Genomic DNA, 15,206 nt, shown 5'->3' with positions numbered 1-15,206 from the left:
ACGGGCTGGAACGAGCCCGGCGCCGCGCTGCTGATTGCGGCACCCTCTGATCCGCCGTCCGCGAGCGCCGGGCCGCTCGATCCGCAGGGCCCTCGCGCCTATGCCGAGATTCTTTTCCTGCCCACGCGCAACCTGCGTATGGAGAAGTACACCGGCGTCAAGCTGGACGCGGCCACTCCCAACGCTGCGCGGGCGGCGGGCGTTGACCAGGTAATGGCGATGACGGAATTGGCCAGGGTGCTCAGCGACATGATCGCCGCCGACCGCCGCGTGACCGGGCGCGTCTGGTCGCAGGCCGGCAACAAGCAGGCCGATGCGCTCCTCACCCTGACGGGCGCCATTCTCGGCGCCGGCACCGCGCCTGCATTGCATGACGTCGCAACGATCAGCACCCCGCTCCGCGAAGTCAAGGACGCGGGGGAACTCGACCTGCTGCGCAAGGCGAGTGACGCATCCATCGCCGCGCAGCGTGTGATGATGCGCGCCGTCAAGCCGGGAGTTACGGAGCGCAGCGTGGCCGGGCAGATGTACGCATCATGGCTCGAACATGGCTGCGAGCGCCCGTCCTATCCTCCCATCGTGGGCTCGGGCCCCAACTCTACCACGCTGCATTACGCGGAGAACGCGCGCACTATCGAGGATGGGGACGTGGTGGTGGTGGATGCGGCCTGCGAGTACTCGATGTACGCCTCCGACATCACCCGCACGGTGCCGGCGAGCGGCCACTTCACGGCTCGCCAGCGCGAGATCTACGACGTCGTGCTGGGGGCGCAGCGCGCCGCGGCGGAGGCGTTTGTCTCCGGCAAATCCAAGATCAACGACCGCGACCGCCGCGACACCGACTCGCTCGACACGGTGGCATACAACTACATCAACACCCACGGCAAGAGCCTCGATGGCAAGCCGCTGGGCCAGTACTGGCTGCACGGCCTGGGCCATATGGTGGGCATCGATGTGCACGACCCGGCCGGCTATCCGGCCGTTCTCAAGCCTGGCATGGTCTTTACCATCGAGCCTGGCGTCTATATTCCGGAGGAGAAGATCGGGGTGCGCATCGAGGATGTTTTCGTGGTGGGCGCGGACGGCAAGCTGATGGACCTCACTGCCGCTTTGCCGCATAGCGCGGAGGAAGTGGAAGCGGCGATGAAGGGGAAGTGATCAGTGAATCAGCGGGTCGGCGAGTCAGCGAGTGAGCGGAAAGAGACGCGGTTATCGGAATGAATGAACTGGATGTTGAGGCGCTGAGAGCGGCATTTCGAGACGGGCTGACGGCTTGCCTGGAAGAATGTGCGCACGGCCGGCGGGGCCTTTTCGCCGAACACGAGCATCTGGGCGAAGAGCACGCCTGGCCGGAGGCGGGCCGGCTGCGCGAGCTGGCTGCGGCCCTGCAATCGATCCTTTCGCAGAATGAAGAGAACGACTCCCTTGTCGACGAGTTCCTCGATCTCTGCACCATCCACGGCGAATACGATCCGGGGGAGGCGCGGCTGGCCCGCGAGTTCATGAAGCGGATGGATCGCGGCCAGGTGGGCACTCCGACGCAAAAGGAGCAGCCGTGGAGCTGAGCCAGCACTCCGTCCTGTTGCACTCGGTTCTGGCGTTACTGACGGGCTTTGCCGTGATGTTCGGCATCGTGTTTACCACTACGATGGCGCTGATGAAGGGCTGTCCCCGGTGGGTGGGCACGCCCGGCCGGCCCAGCCCGGCTTATGTGCTGGTGAACATGGCTTATTGCTTCGTGGGGGCGGTAGCCGGCGGATTCATGACCGCGATGATTGCCGCGGCCGACCCGCTGCGCACGGTGCTGGTGCTGGCGGTGATTGTGCTGGTGATGTCGGCATTGAGTGCGCTGGAGTGTCGAGGCCGCCAGCCTATCCGGTATCAGATCTTCCTGGCCGTGCTCGGACCCATCGGGGTGGTGTTTGGGGGGATTCTGAGGCTCAAGCTTGTGTCGCTCTTCTAAGGAGGCGGGGTGGTGGGGTTAGTTACTTTTTAGTAACAATTCTGCACATTTCTTCGGCTGGGAAGTGCAGCACTTTTCGCCTGTCATTCGTTTTTTGTTCGGGTTTGGGGCGAAGATCGGCCGACCCATTGATTTGCCTGTTAAATATATGAGTACAATACACTTAACACCAGATTTTTGCGCTGACGTTCTGCAGCGAATGGGGGTGAAACCCTATTAGTTTTCTGGTTAACAGAGGTGGCGGCGCTGCGAGGCCCGGTGTGACGTGCGGCACGGGATTGCGCAGGAGTTTTCATCAGCGGAGGAGTCCATTGTGGGCCAGAGGGACCCCGCCTGACTGTGCCGGCGGTCACAAAACGAGGGTTCAGTCTTCGAGCGCCGGTTTTCCAAGAACTCCGGTGTCACGACTGGGCGATCGATGCCGCCGGCCTTGCATAGCCAGGCCCGGCGACCGAGATCTTTGGTGGTGGGGGCCTGACTTGCCCGCCCTGGGCCGGCCGCCCCTGGGGCCGGCCGCCTCGGGTCCTGCCGCCTCGGTTCCCCTGCCGCCGGGAATTCGTCAGCGGTAACCTTTGCTGCGATAGCGCGAGACCTGCAAGTAGAACGTATTGGCGTCTGTGCCGGGGTTGTGGTGGCTGATATTGGCGTTGGAGAGGTGCTGGTAGCGGTAGCCGAGGGAGACGGACTGGCGCTTTTTGCGGAAGAAAGTCAGGCCGGCGCCGTAGTCGATGGTGTACATGAACTGCGAGCCCTGGGGGGAGAGCACGCGGTTGTTGAAGTAGATAAAGCCGCCGTTGCCGGAGACGAAGGGCTGCACGCGGCTGTCAGGCAAGAACGAGGCGCGGAAACCGACGGGGCTGATGCCGCTGCCGTAGGAGCGCTTGCGCAGGGTGAATCGCGGGGTACCTGTCGGATTGATTTCATCCAGCATGGCCAGGGCGGTGATCTCGGGCGCGTAGCGGAAGTTCCACTTGCCTTTGGGGTTCAGCAGGTAGGAGTAGTTGACGTCGATGGGCATGTACTTGACGTCGGGGGCGTAGCCCCAGATGTGGCCTGTCATGAGGGAGAGGCCCCACCATGCGCCGAATTCGTGCTTGCCGCCGTAGCGGGGCCACTCGGGCAGTTCGGCCGCCGGGGTGCGGACCACGGCCACAGCAGAGGGGGATGGGCTCTCGCCGGCAGAATCCGGGGCGGTGTAGTTCATGTCGCCGGGGGCGTGGGCAGGGCCGTCGGTTCCGGGGGGATCGCTCCAGAACGTATTGGCTTTGACCACGTAGGCATCGCGATACCACGGTGGACGGAAGCGGAGGATGTTGGCCGTGGCTTTGGACGGCGTGAGGAAGCTGATGCCCAGCTGCGTAACGACGCGATGGGGCTTTTGCTGCAGCTTGCGCACGAGGTGCTTGTCGATAGCGTCTTCCGCCATGGTCCAGGCCAGTCCACCGACGGGTGTGGTGACGAGTTCAACCCAACCGGTTTCGTTGGTCTGCACGCCCTTGTCGACGAAGAAGTGGTCGCCGTTGTGGCCGATCGAGGCCTCGCCGAAGGGGCCGAACTTCCACTGCAAGCTGAAGGCAGTGGTGAAGGCAAGGGCGCGCATACGGCTCTTCCAATACACGCGATTGTTGCCGAAATCGACGGTGGCGCCCTTGGGATCGTTCTGGATCCACATGTAATTGGTGATGGCCCCCATCATGGGGTGGCCGATGTAGTCATCGAGGAACGGGTTGTTGTCCTCCCAGTGGTCCCAGCGCCAGCCGGTGACGCTGTCGAACCAGCGATCCATCCATTTGCCGTGGGTGGTTTCCCAGCGGTACCAGTAGCCCGAGTAGAGATTGAAGGCGTTTTGCGCGGCGGTGTAGACGGACGCTTCAATGATGAGCGGGGTCCAATGGATGCGGCACTCGCGGGCGCGGGTCTTGTCATACGGGCACTGATTGAGAGGAACGAAGGCGCGCTGGCCCGGCTCGATGGACATCGAGGGGGACGGTTCGAAGGGGGAGGAAAAGTCCGGCTGAAAGGCAGTCGAGCTGGATTCTGCCAAGGGCGCCGATGCGGTCGTCGCCACGGGGGCGGGCGCAGTCTCGGATGGAACGGACGGGAGGGGGGTGCGGGGTGCATCGGGCGCGTCGGGCAGATCTGCATTGGCCGCCGGGGTGAGCGGAGGATTAGCCGCGATGACCGGCGGGCCGGAATCCGGCGCGGACTGGGCGCGGGCGGGTGCCCCGAAAGATGCCGCCAGCAGCACAGACAGCAACAATAAAGGGAATGATGGCGCCTGCCGAGCCTGGGGGAGCAGTGCGAGCGGTGCGGTCATTCAGAAATAAACCTCATTTTCGATATCAATTTTTTGGAGCTATGCCGAATTTAACCGCATTATCCCATGAAGGCAATTGGGGTCGTCCATTGGGGTGGAAAGGGCCGGGATGGTTTTGGACTTCCCAGGGAGCAGTGCAAAGGCGCGTTCCAATTCTGAGGGCCCGGTTGGAAAAGCTGCCAGGGTGCGCCGGACGGGGCTGAAAACAGGGGCGGACCGGAACCGAGCCCAGGCAGGCGGGTTGGTCAGCGGCGGCCAAATCCACGAGCCCGGACGGGAGAAGCGACGGGGAGGTGGGCTTTGCCGGCCGGATAGACAGCAAGGAAGCGCTCCTGGCCTTCGCCGTTGCTGGCGGTCTCCACACCCTGAATTTCGCGGAAGGCGAGGTGCAGCAAGCGGCGCTCCCGGCTGTTCATGGGGGGGAAGGCATAGGGCACGCCGGTTCGAATCACCTTTTCCGCAGCAGTTTCGGCGGCCATGCGAAGCTCTTCCGCGCGCAACGCTTTGTAATTGCCCGCGTCGAAGCTGACCAGATCGTGCTCGCGCTGATCGAGGCGCAACATCTGGACAGCGAGGGTTTCAAGGGCGCGCAGCAGCTCGCCATTGTGCTGGGTCAGCAGAGGAGTATCGGGGCCGCCCAGTTCGACATAGATGACGCGTGCCTCGAGTGCCTGCGGATCGCGAGCGCCATCGCCGGCGGTGATGCGGTACTTGAGACGGAGTCCGCCAAGCTTGTTGAGAGTGGCGAGTAAACCGGCAATTTTCTGGGCAGCCTGCTGCAGGTCTTCAATAGGCATGACAAACAAGTATCGCAGAGCAGGATCGGAGATGCACGTGTTCCCGTTCAAAACGCATGATTCAGGATGCCTTAAGGTGCTTGCCTGAGACTGAAAACGATGGCTGGCAAGGTAATCTGTCGCTAGCGGGACGCATCTGAGAATGCGAACTGGATGGAAGCGATTTTCTTCTTGATGGCGGATGTATCCATGATCTTGAGTGCTCATGCGCGCCGGATGGCGGGAGTGCGGGCGGCTGCGGTGTGCGGAGTGGTGTTGCCGCTGGGCGCCTGCCTGATGCACGCGCAGTCACCTGCACCGGATGCGCCGGCGCCGGTAATCACGTTGCAGGAGGCGATTCATCGCGCGCAGGCGAATGAACCCGCCTACGCGGCCGCGCAGGCGGATATGCGGGTGGCCAAGCTGGATCGGTCCATTGCGCGTGCCGGCCTGCTGCCGGATGCCATGTATCACAACCAGTATCTCTACACGCAGCCGAATGGAACGGCCAACCAGGCGGGACAGACGGGTTCGCAGGCGGCGCCGAAGTTCATCGCCAACAATGCGGTGCGGGAATACGCGAGCCAGGGCGTGTTCAACGAGAACATCGGGATGGCGCAGGTGGCGGAGTTGAAGCGGGCGGATGCGGCGGCGGCAGTGGCTGCGGCGGAGCTCGAGGTGGGGCGGCGCGGACTGGTGGCCGCGGTGACGGGGCTTTTCTATGGCGTGATTGCGGCGGATCACCGCCTGACCATTGCGAAAGAAGCGGAGACCGAAGCCGCCGACTTTTTGAGCCTCACCGGCAAACGCGAGCAGCAGCGGGAGAGCGCACACGCCGACGTGGTGAAGGCGCAACTGCAGGAGCAGGCGCGATCGAGAGAGTTGAGTGACGCGCAGGTTGGGGCGGAGAAAGCGCGGCTGGAACTGGGAGTGCTGCTGTTCGCCGATCCGCGGGCGGCGTACACGGTCCAGGGTGAAGACAATATTGCGGAGCTTCCGGCCAAGGCGGAGATGGAGCAGGCGGCCGGCAGGAATAATCCTGAACTGAGGAGCGCGCTGGCGGCGCTGGGCCAGAGCGGCGCGGAGATAATGGCAGCCCGGGCGGCGTATTTGCCGTCGCTGGGGCTGAACTACACCTACGGTATCGACGCGCCGCAGTTTGCGGTGAATGGACCGGACGGCGTGCGCAACCTTGGCTATTCGGCGAGTGTGACGCTGGATCTTCCGGTGTGGGACTGGCTGGCGACCGAGCACAAGGTAAAGCAGAGCGAGATACGGCGCGATGCCGCGAGGGTAGCGCTGACGGCAGCGCAGCGCAGGCTGATTGCGCAGATTGACGAGACGTACTCGGAGGCTGGGGCGGCGCGCGAACAACTGGCGTCGCTCGACGCCAGCGTGCAGACCGCGGCGGAAAGCCTGCGGCTGACCAAGCTGCGCTACACGGGCGGTGAGGCCACGGTGCTGGAAGTGGTGGATGCGCAGACGGCATATGTTACGGCCGCCAATGCGCGCGAGGATGGGCGCGTGCGTTATCGCACGGCGCTGGCGCAACTGCAGACGTTAACAGGAACGATGTGATCTCGATGGTGAAAGAACGGTTGGCAGGTATGCGGCAGTGGAGGGTGGCGGTGGTGGCCGCGGGCTGCGCGCTGGCGTGCTTCTCGGGGTGCAAGAAGGAAGCAGCGCCCGCGGTGGAAGTAACGGTACAGGCGGAGAAGCCGGAGCAGGGATCGATTGCCGAACACCTCACGGCCGATGCGATTCTGAGCCCGCTGGCGCAGGCAGCGATCGAGCCGAAGATTACCGCACCGGTGAAGAAGTTTCTGGTTCAGCGCGGCGCGAAGGTGAAGGAAGGCCAGTTGCTTGCGGTGCTGGAGAATGCGGATCTTGCGGCGGCGGCGCTGGACAACAAGGGTTCGTACGAGGCAGCGCAGGCCGCGTATGCGACAGCCACCAAGGCGCAGGTTCCAGAGGACGTGCAGAAGGCGCAGCTTGATTTTACGCAGGCCAAGGCCAATCTCGATCTGAATCAGAGCATCGTGAACAGCCGCAAGCAACTGTTCGCGGAAGGGGCGATTCCGGGGCGCGATCTGGATACGGCGCAGGCTGCGCTGGTGCAGGCACAAGCCGCGTACGACGCGGCGAATACGCACCTGCAATCGATGGAGAAGGTGAGCCGCGCGGCTGCGCTGCAGTCGGCACAGGGGCAACTGACATCGGCCGAAGGCAAGATGAAGGGGGCCAATGCGCAGGTGGCCTATTCCGAAATTCGCAGCCCGATTAACGGCGTGGTTACGGATCGTCCGCTGTTTGCGGGGGAGACCGCGGCGGCGGCCGCGCCGCTGATCACGGTGATGGATACGTCCGTGCTGATTGCCAAAACGCACCTGGCACAGAGCGTGGCCCAGCAGATGAAGATCGGCGACACGGCGGGGCTGCAGGTACCGGGCATTGCCGATCCGGTGGAAGCCAAAGTTTCGCTCATCAGCCCGGCGCTCGATCCGGGCAGCACGACGGTGGAAGTGTGGGTGAAGGCGGACAACAAAAAGGGGGAGTTGAAAGTCGGCACTCCGGTGAAGGTGGTGATCACCGGGAAGACGGTGGACAAGGCGTGGAAGATCCCGCAGGCGGCGGTGCTGACGGCAGAGGATGGTTCCAAGTCAGTGATGGTTGTGGGAACCGATGCGGCGGCGCACAAGAAGGCGGTGACGCTGGGTATCAGCGATGGCGGCGATGTGCAGGTGCTGAGCGGGGTTGCGCCGGGCGATATGGTGATCACGGGCGGCGCTTACGGCCTGGATGAGGGAACGAAGGTGAAGGTCGGCAAAGCGGACGCGGATGACGATGCGAAGCCGAAGGCCGGAGGCGACAACTGATGTCGACGGTGACGACGGAGAAGCCGGCGGCAGACGAATCATTCTGGCTGGCGCGCAGTACGCGGACAATCTTTTTCTTTGCGGCGGTGCTGACGCTGGCGGGAATCTATCTTGCGACGCAGGTACCGATCTCGGTATTTCCTGAGACGAGTTTTCCGCGCGTGGTGATCGGCGTGGACAACGGCGTGATGCCGGTTGAGCAGATGGAAGTGACGATCACGCGTCCTATTGAGGATGCGGTGAATTCTGTGCCGGGCCTCGAGACGGTTCGTTCGATCACCAGCCGCGGGTCGGCTGAGGTGAGCCTGTTCTTCGACTGGAACGAGGACATGGTGCGGCAGCTGCAACTTGTGGACGCGGCGCTCAGCAAGGTGCGTCAGTCGCTGCCCTCGACTGCGGTGATTACGACCAATCGCCTGACGTTTGCGACGTTTCCCATCCTGGGTTACAGCCTGACCTCCGATACGGTTTCGCAGACGCAGTTGTGGGAGATTGCGACGTATGAGCTGAAGCCGCCGCTCAACCGGGTGGCCGGCGTAAGCACCGTAATTGTGCAGGGCGGACAGGTGCCGGAGTACCAGGTGCTGCCGAATCTTGCGCAACTGGCGCAGACGGGGATCACGGTCACGGATCTGGTGAACGCGATTCAAGCTTCGAACATTGTGGATTCGCCGGGCTTGTATGAGGCGAATCACCAGCTGATCCTGGGGCTGGTGGGCGCGCAGGTCCACGACGAGGATCAGTTACGGCAGTTGGTGGTGAAGACGACCGCAGCGGGTGCGCCGGTGCGCGTGGCAGACGTGGCCGCGGTGCAGAAGGCGACGCAGCCTGTGTATACGGCAGTCACGGCGAACGGCAAGGACGCGGTGCTGATCAACATTGCGCGCCAGCCATCGAGCAACACGGTGACCGTGGCGGACGGGGTAGCAGCGGAGGTGGCGCAACTCAAGAAGGCGCTGCCGCCGGCTGTGAAGCTGGAGCCGTTCTACGATCAGTCGCAACTGGTGCGGGACTCAATTTCGAGCGTGCGTGACGCCATCTTCATCGGGCTGATTCTGGCGTGCATCATCCTGTTCCTCTTCCTGCGCGACTGGTCGTCTTCGTTGATCGCGGGACTGGTGATTCCAGTAACGGTGGCGGCGACGGTGCTGGTGCTGTTTGTGCTGGGGCAGAGCTTTAACCTGATGACGCTGGGGGGGCTGGCCGCCGCCATCGGCCTGGTGATCGACGACGCGATTGTGGTTGTTGAGAACATCGTGATGCATCGCGACAACGGCGAAACGCGGGTGGAAGCGGTGCGCAAGGCGCTGCACGAGATCACGGTGCCGCTGGTGGGGTCGACGATTACACCGGTGGTTGTGTTTCTTCCGCTGATTGGAACGACGGGCGTAACGGGCAGCTTTTTCCGCGCACTGGCGATCACGATGGCCTCGTCGCTGCTGACGTCTCTGCTGCTGGCGCTGACGTGGACACCGGGGCTAAGCATGGTGCTGCTGCATCAGCGGCGCAATACGAACCACGATCACGGCGCGGGCAAGTTTCTGCAGAAGGTGCTCGATGTGCACAGGCGGGTGCTGGACTGGTCGCTGGCGAAGCCGATGTGGCTAGGGGTGATCTGCCTGCTGTTGGTGGCGGCCACGTGGTTTGGATACACGAAGCTAGGATCGGACCTGCTGCCGGAGATGGATGAGGGCGGATTCGTGCTGGACTACATCATGCCGGCGGGTAGTTCGCTTACGGAGACCAATCGCGTGCTCCAGCATGTGGAGCGGATTCTGCGATCGATGCCCGAGGTGGAGAGCACGTCACGGCGCACCGGCCTGCAGATGGGACTCGCGGCTGTCACCGAGGCAAACACCGGTGATTTCACGGTGAAGTTGAAAGGCGGGCACCGGCGCCCGATCGACGATGTGATGTCCGATGTGCGCGCGGAGATCAAGCGCAGGGAGCCTGAGCTCGACATCGAAATGATCCAGGTGCTGCAGGACATGATCGGCGATCTCTCCAACGCGCCGGAGCCCATCCAGATCAAGATTTTTTCGCCGGACGAGAAGCTGTTGACGGAGCTGGGGCCTCGGGTAGGCGACGCGATCGGCAAGATCGAGGGCGTGGTGGATGTCGAGAACGGCATCGAGAACACCATCAGCGGTCCGGCAACGAACTTCCAGGTGAATCCGACGATCGCGGCGCGGTTCGGATTTACGCCGACGGAAGTGGCTGAGGATGCGACGTCGATTCTGGACGGATTGCCGACAACGGATCCGCTGATTGCAAACGGGCGGCCGTATACGATTCGGGTGCGGCTGAGCGATGAGCACCGCGCGTCACTGGACGCGATCGAGAACACGGTGTTCACCAGCGGTTCAGGACACACGGCTTCCCTGGGGTCGTTGGCGGCGATTGAGCAACTGCCGCCGCAGAATGAGATTCGCCGCGAGAATCTGCAGCGCATGGTGGCGGTCACCGGCAGGCTGGAAGGATCGGATCTGGGCACGGCAATGGCGAAGGTGAGGCAGACGGTGGACTCGCTGCATTTGCCGCCCAGCGTGCGCGTGACCTATGGCGGCACCTACGAGGAGCAGCAGAAATCGTTTCACGATTTACTCAAGGTGCTGTTGCTGGCGCTGGCGCTGGTGTTTGGCGTACTGCTGACGGAGTTCCGGAACTTCCCTGCGCCTGCGGCGATTCTTACATCGTCGATATTATCGATTTCGGGCGTGATCCTGGCGCTGGGGATCACGAGAACCACATTCAATGTGGCGTCGTTCATGGGGATCATCATGGTCATCGGCATCGTGGCCAAGAATGGGATTCTGCTGCTGGATGCGGATGAGCGCTATCGCGCCGAGGGCATGGCGGCTGCGGACGCGATGATCCATGCGGCGCAGCGCCGGCTGCGGCCGATTGTGATGACGGCGATTGCGGCGGTGTGCGGGATGCTGCCGCTGGCGTTCGCGCTGGGAGCGGGATCGCAGATGCTGCAGCCGCTGGCGATTGCGGTGATCGGCGGGCTGATGATCTCGATGGTGCTGAGCCTGGTGGTGACGCCGGTGGTTTATTTTCTGTTGACGAAGAACCGGGCGGAGGCGGCGGGTTAACAGGTTCGGGTTCGCGGGAGCCCAGGTCTCCAACAACGGGAGACCCTTCGGCGCCCGCGCATGAACGGGGTCCTTCGCTGCGCTCAGGATGGCAAACCTGCGGGCGAGGGGAAAAGCAGATTCCCTTCGGGAATGACAGACCAGAAAAGCGACTGCAAGACCTAGCTGAATACCGCATCATCCCACGATTGCGCCTCGTCCCACCGCGGTGTGGGGGCGAAGTATTCGGTGCCGGGCCTGAGGTGTTTTTTGCACTCATCGTCGTTGAGGGTGACGCCGAGGCCGGGCGCGTCAGGCACTTTGATGTAGCCCTGGTTGACGATGGGCTTTTCGGGGCCGGTGACGAGGTCCTGCCACCAGGGGACATCGAGGGAGTGGTTTTCCAGCGCGAGGAAGTTGCGTGTGGCGGCGGCGCAGTGCACGTTGGCCATGCAACTGACGGGCGTGCCGGCGAAGTGCATGGCCATGGGAACGCCATATTTGAAGGCCATGTCGCCGATGCGGTGGGTTTGGAGGATGCCGCCTGAAGTAGCAAGGTCGGGATGGATTTTATCGACGGCGTGCTCGCGGCAGAGGGTCTCGAAGTCCTCAAAGCGGTAGATGTCTTCGCCGGTAAGCGTGGGCGTGGGGCTCTCCTGCGTGATCTCCTTCAGAAGATCGGTGTAGAACCAGGGGATGACGTCTTCCATCCATTCGAGATTGAACTTTTCGTAGGCTTTGCCGAGGCGGATGGCGGATTTGACGCCGACGTGGCCGAGGTGATCCATGGACAGGGGCATGTCATAGCCGATGTTTTCGCGCACCGCAGCGACGTACTCGCAGAGGCGGTCGATGCCTTTGTCGGTGACCTCGATGGCGGTGAAGGGGTGCGGCTGTTCGCGCTGCTCCCACTTGCTCATGCCGGAGGGATGCATGACGGCGCCGGGAATGTTGTCGAGCACATTGATGCCGAGGTCCATCTTCATCCAGGTGAGGCCCATGGCTTTGCGCTCTTTGGCGCGGCGGCCGTATTCGGCGGGGTCGTCGGACTCCGTCGTGTCCGCGTAGATGCGGATGGTGTCGCGCCACTTGCCGCCGAGCATCTGGTAGACGGGGATGTTGTAGACCTTGCCGGCGATGTCCCAGAGGGCCATTTCAACGGCGCAGACGCCGCCCGCCTGGCGCGCGTCGCCGCCGAACTGCTGGATTTTCTGGAAGAGATAGTCGATGCGGAGGGGATTCTCCCCCAGCAGGCGGCTCTTGAGCACCATGGCATATTGCGGGCCGGCGACGTCGCGCACTTCGCCGAGGCCGTAGACGCCCTGGTTGGTGTCAATGCGGATGAGCACGCAGGGGCTGGGACCGGGTTTGACGATGACGGCGTAGCGCATGTCCGTGATCTTGAGTGTGGAGGGGCTGGATGCCGTGTTGACGTTCTTGATTTCGGCTTCGAGGGGCGCTGCGGAGGCGAGTGCGCCGCCGGCGAGAAGCGCGGCGGAGGATTTGAGGAGGTTGCGGCGATTCAGAGGGCGAGAGTCGGACATTTAATTTGGTCCCCGGAGTTGGAGTTAGCGGGTTAGCGGGTTGGCGTGCGACGGTTCGTGGTTTCCCACCCTGTTGTCGCCGACAAAAGGCGACAGGATGGGGCACGGGAGGTTCGTGGCGGATGCTCAGCGGGGGGTTGGGGTTGGTGGTTTCCCGGGTCTCAGAATCGAGACCTGGGGCACCCGCAGAGTTGGCGAGGCCGAGTTTCATTTCTCGGCGCGTTGTTTGGCTTTGGTTAGCAGATCGTCGAATTCGGTGCGCGCCATTTTGAGTTTGTCCGGGTGGTCGTCGATCCATTTGGCGAAGGCGTCGTACTTGGCGGTGGTCCAGCCGCCTTCGAATTGCGCGCCGTTTTTGCCCTGCTTGTTGAGCTCGAAGTTGAAGTCGTCGGTGAGGGCGGTGAACTCGGCGTGGGCGACGGCTTCTTCCGCGAGGATGGCGGGGATGAAGAGCACGCCTTCGGGCTTGGCGAGGACCAGGTCACCGGGGAGCACCACGGCGCGGCCGATGCGCAGGGGGACGTTAATGCCGGTCATTGTCATGTCGGCCCAGGCGGAGGGGTCGTAGCCGCGGTATAAGCCGTTGAAGTTGGGGATTTCGCGATTCTCGGCCTGGTCGCGGATGCCGGCGTCGAAGACGAAGCCGGTGTGGGTGTGGGCGGCAACGGCGTTGCCGAGATTGGAGCCGATGAGGGTGCCCTCGATGATTTTGCCGAAGCCGTCGGCCACGTAGACGTCGCCGCTCTGGAGCTCGGCGATAGGCCAGGAGTTGGTGTCGCCCACGCGGCCCTCCTGCTTGCCTTCCGCGAGAATGGCCTGCCGCATGTCAGGGCGGGTGGGCATGTACTGCGCGGTGAGAGCGCGGCCGGCGAAGGGCTTATCGGCGTGGAGAGCCTGCCAGCCGGCCTCGAACTGGTTGCGGTAGCCATGCTCGCGGAGGTATTCCCATACGTCCTCGACGGTCATGTCGACAGCGCGCTGCAGCAGCGAGTCAGGGAGTTTGGGACGGCCGTCCGGGAAGCGATCGCCCGTCCACTGTGACGTGTAGAAGAGGACCTGGTCGCGGGTCATTTTGACTTGCGCGTGGATGGGGATGGTGAGGAGGGTGGCAAATGCGAGCAGCGCGGGTGCAAGCAGGATGGCGAGGGACTTGCGCAACGGGGCCTCCGGTTGGTGAGCCGGGAAATGGGATTTCGAAGAGCAGGGAAATTGTAGTACGTGGGGCAGCGGAGATAGCGGAGTCAGGGCGGGCGGGGATTGTGGTTTCCCATCCTGTCGCCAGAAAGAAGGCAACAGGATGGGGCACGGGAGAGTCGTGGGGGATGCTCAGCGGGTGTCAGGCACGGATAGAGGAAAGGACCTCTTCTCGGGCGGTGCGGAGGGCGGCGACCGGGTCACCGTTGGGCTTGAATTCCATCGCTACCACGCCCTTGTAATGAAGCTCGGCGAGCTTGCGGTAAACGCTGGCGAAATTGATTTCGCCGGTGCCGGGCTGGTGGCGGCCGGGGACGTCGGCAATGTGGAGAAGATCGATATAGTCGATGTTCTTCTCGAGCTTTTCGATGAGATTGCCCTCGGCGATCTGCTCGTGGAAGAGGTCGTAAAGGAAGCGGACCTGGGGATGGTTGACGGCGCGGACAATCTCAAGGGCTTCAGCCGCGGAGGTGAGGAAGTATTTGGGATTCTCTTCGGGGTCAATGCATTCGAGGAGCAGCTTCACGGGCTTGCCGTCGATCTGGCGGCCCTCGACCATGGCGGCGGCGCGCTTGAGGCCGTCGATGCAGGATTGGTGCTGCGCTTCGCGGGAGAGGCCGGGGACCACGTTGCCGGAGAGGACGATCATGGCCGGGCAGGCGAGGGTCTGCATGGGAGTAAGGGCCTCCTTGAAGCCGGCGAGCAAGGCGTCCCGGTCGGCAGGATTGCCGAGGCCGTGGCGGAGGCCGGCAGTGGCGTCGAAGCTGATGCCGAGGCGCTTGCGGGCGGCGTTGGCGCGGTCGAAATCGGCCGGGGACCACTTGGCGTACTCGCCCACCAGCTCCACATTGGTGTAGCCGGCCTCGGTGATCTTCTCCAGGCGCTGCTCGAAGGGCAGATCGTTGAAGACGGTCCAGAGCATGACGGAGAGCGGGAAGGGAGCACTGCCTGAGGAGGGGGCGGGCGAGTGGACGGGGGGCTGGGCAGCGGAGCGGAGCGGGGAGCCTGCGGCCGCGGTGATTGCGGAAGCAGCGAACGCCTGGGCGAAGGTGCGGCGGTTCATGGGGAACTCCTTCAGAGAATCTCCGCCATGCTAAATGGTCGCCTGCCGGCATAACAAAACCCCGCCTGTGGGGGCGGGGTTTTGGTGGATCGGGGAGCCGGGAGTTGAAGCGGGGCCCGTACGAGACCTGAGGGGGCTGTGCGCCTAGCCCTTGGTGACTTTGCCGCTCTTGATGCAGCTGGTGCAGACGCGAATGCGCTTGGACGCTCCGTTGACGAGGGCCTTGACGCCCTGCAGGTTCGGGTTCCAGCGGCGGCGGGTCACGTTGTGGGCGTGAGAAATGTTGTTACCGAACTGCGGACCCTTGCCGCAAATGTCGCATACCTGTGCCATATCGTTGCTCCAAATCTCAGATTTTCCTGGTCGCCGCGGCCTGAACCAAAGAGGATGCGAGTC

Annotated in this window: 12 protein-coding genes; 6 read left to right on the top strand and 6 right to left on the bottom strand. The window is 63.2% G+C overall.

Going from position 1 to position 15,206, the window contains the following annotated elements; genetic code table 11:
* The 3 genes from VGL22_RS16845 to VGL22_RS16835 form a co-directional block, all read left to right on the top strand.
* Positions 1–1,158 (top strand): aminopeptidase P N-terminal domain-containing protein (locus VGL22_RS16845; RefSeq protein ID WP_465268106.1); only part of this gene is annotated, 1,158 nt, incomplete at its 5' end.
* A 59-nt stretch (positions 1,159–1,217) separates the two neighbouring features.
* The gene (locus tag VGL22_RS16840) at positions 1,218–1,565 is read left to right on the top strand and encodes a hypothetical protein (protein WP_465268105.1); all 348 of its coding nucleotides are present in this window, start codon (positions 1,218–1,220) and stop codon (positions 1,563–1,565) included.
* Positions 1,556–1,963 (top strand): hypothetical protein, encoded by a 408-nt coding sequence (locus VGL22_RS16835; RefSeq protein ID WP_465268104.1) that lies wholly within the window; start codon positions 1,556–1,558, stop codon positions 1,961–1,963. Before VGL22_RS16840 ends, VGL22_RS16835 begins: the two co-directional genes overlap by 10 nt.
* Before the next feature lie 559 nt (positions 1,964–2,522).
* Here the strand turns inward: VGL22_RS16835 and VGL22_RS16830 are convergent.
* Entirely contained in the window at positions 2,523–4,280 is a 1,758-nt protein-coding gene (locus VGL22_RS16830; RefSeq protein WP_465268103.1) for an acyloxyacyl hydrolase, read from the bottom strand.
* Between the two features lie 245 nt (positions 4,281–4,525).
* Positions 4,526–5,077: a Jag family protein gene (locus VGL22_RS16825; RefSeq protein WP_465268102.1), complete on the bottom strand. Its 552-nt coding sequence runs from the start codon at positions 5,075–5,077 to the stop codon at positions 4,526–4,528.
* A gap of 189 nt (positions 5,078–5,266) precedes the next feature.
* On the opposite strand from VGL22_RS16825, the gene VGL22_RS16820 reads away from it, so the two are divergent.
* Genes VGL22_RS16820 through VGL22_RS16810 form a run of 3 tightly spaced genes read left to right on the top strand, consistent with a single transcriptional unit; the run spans position 5,267 to position 11,030 of the window.
* Positions 5,267–6,634, top strand: a complete 1,368-nt coding sequence (locus tag VGL22_RS16820; protein ID WP_465268101.1) for a TolC family protein — start codon at positions 5,267–5,269, stop codon at positions 6,632–6,634.
* 5 nt (positions 6,635–6,639) lie between these two features.
* Positions 6,640–7,932 (top strand): efflux RND transporter periplasmic adaptor subunit, encoded by a 1,293-nt coding sequence (locus tag VGL22_RS16815; RefSeq protein ID WP_465268108.1) that lies wholly within the window; start codon positions 6,640–6,642, stop codon positions 7,930–7,932.
* Positions 7,932–11,030 carry an efflux RND transporter permease subunit gene (locus tag VGL22_RS16810; RefSeq protein WP_465268100.1) on the top strand — a complete coding sequence of 1,033 codons (3,099 nt, stop codon included), beginning with the start codon at positions 7,932–7,934 and terminating at the stop codon, positions 11,028–11,030. Before VGL22_RS16815 ends, VGL22_RS16810 begins: the two co-directional genes overlap by 1 nt.
* A gap of 161 nt (positions 11,031–11,191) precedes the next feature.
* On the opposite strand, the gene VGL22_RS16805 is transcribed toward VGL22_RS16810, so the two are convergent.
* From VGL22_RS16805 to rpmB, 4 genes are all read right to left on the bottom strand, one after another.
* Positions 11,192–12,553 (bottom strand): mandelate racemase/muconate lactonizing enzyme family protein, encoded by a 1,362-nt coding sequence (locus VGL22_RS16805; RefSeq protein WP_465268099.1) that lies wholly within the window; start codon positions 12,551–12,553, stop codon positions 11,192–11,194.
* 207 nt (positions 12,554–12,760) lie between these two features.
* Positions 12,761–13,711, bottom strand: coding sequence for an RraA family protein (locus VGL22_RS16800; protein ID WP_465268098.1), 951 nt, complete (start codon positions 13,709–13,711; stop codon positions 12,761–12,763).
* A 178-nt stretch (positions 13,712–13,889) separates the two neighbouring features.
* A complete protein-coding gene (locus VGL22_RS16795; protein WP_465268097.1) occupies positions 13,890–14,810 on the bottom strand; it encodes a hydroxypyruvate isomerase family protein in 921 nt (306 codons plus the stop codon).
* 144 nt (positions 14,811–14,954) lie between these two features.
* On the bottom strand, positions 14,955–15,143 hold the full coding sequence (gene rpmB, locus VGL22_RS16790) for a 50S ribosomal protein L28 (protein ID WP_465268096.1): 189 nt from the start codon (positions 15,141–15,143) through the stop codon (positions 14,955–14,957).
* Positions 15,144–15,206: the final 63 nt, after the last annotated feature.

It is taken from the genome of Occallatibacter sp. (genome assembly GCF_036502485.1).
Taxonomy (GTDB): Bacteria; Acidobacteriota; Terriglobia; order Terriglobales; family Acidobacteriaceae; genus Telmatobacter.
The sequence above is the reverse complement of the archived record's forward strand: the minus strand, read 5'-3'. Positions and strand labels throughout refer to the sequence as shown.

Bases quoted from the DNA above. Each gene is read 5' to 3' on its own strand.
- VGL22_RS16795 (WP_465268097.1), bottom strand. From the start codon at position 14,810: ATGAACCGCCGCACCTTCGCCCAGGCGTTCGCTGCTTCCGCAATCACC.
- VGL22_RS16805 (WP_465268099.1), bottom strand. From the start codon at position 12,553: ATGTCCGACTCTCGCCCTCTGAATCGCCGCAACCTCCTCAAATCCTCC.
- VGL22_RS16830 (WP_465268103.1), bottom strand. From the start codon at position 4,280: ATGACCGCACCGCTCGCACTGCTCCCCCAGGCTCGGCAGGCGCCATCA.
- VGL22_RS16825 (WP_465268102.1), bottom strand. From the start codon at position 5,077: ATGCCTATTGAAGACCTGCAGCAGGCTGCCCAGAAAATTGCCGGTTTA.
- rpmB (WP_465268096.1), bottom strand. From the start codon at position 15,143: ATGGCACAGGTATGCGACATTTGCGGCAAGGGTCCGCAGTTCGGTAAC.
- VGL22_RS16815 (WP_465268108.1), top strand. From the start codon at position 6,640: ATGGTGAAAGAACGGTTGGCAGGTATGCGGCAGTGGAGGGTGGCGGTG.
- VGL22_RS16840 (WP_465268105.1), top strand. From the start codon at position 1,218: ATGAATGAACTGGATGTTGAGGCGCTGAGAGCGGCATTTCGAGACGGG.
- VGL22_RS16820 (WP_465268101.1), top strand. From the start codon at position 5,267: ATGATCTTGAGTGCTCATGCGCGCCGGATGGCGGGAGTGCGGGCGGCT.
- VGL22_RS16810 (WP_465268100.1), top strand. From the start codon at position 7,932: ATGTCGACGGTGACGACGGAGAAGCCGGCGGCAGACGAATCATTCTGG.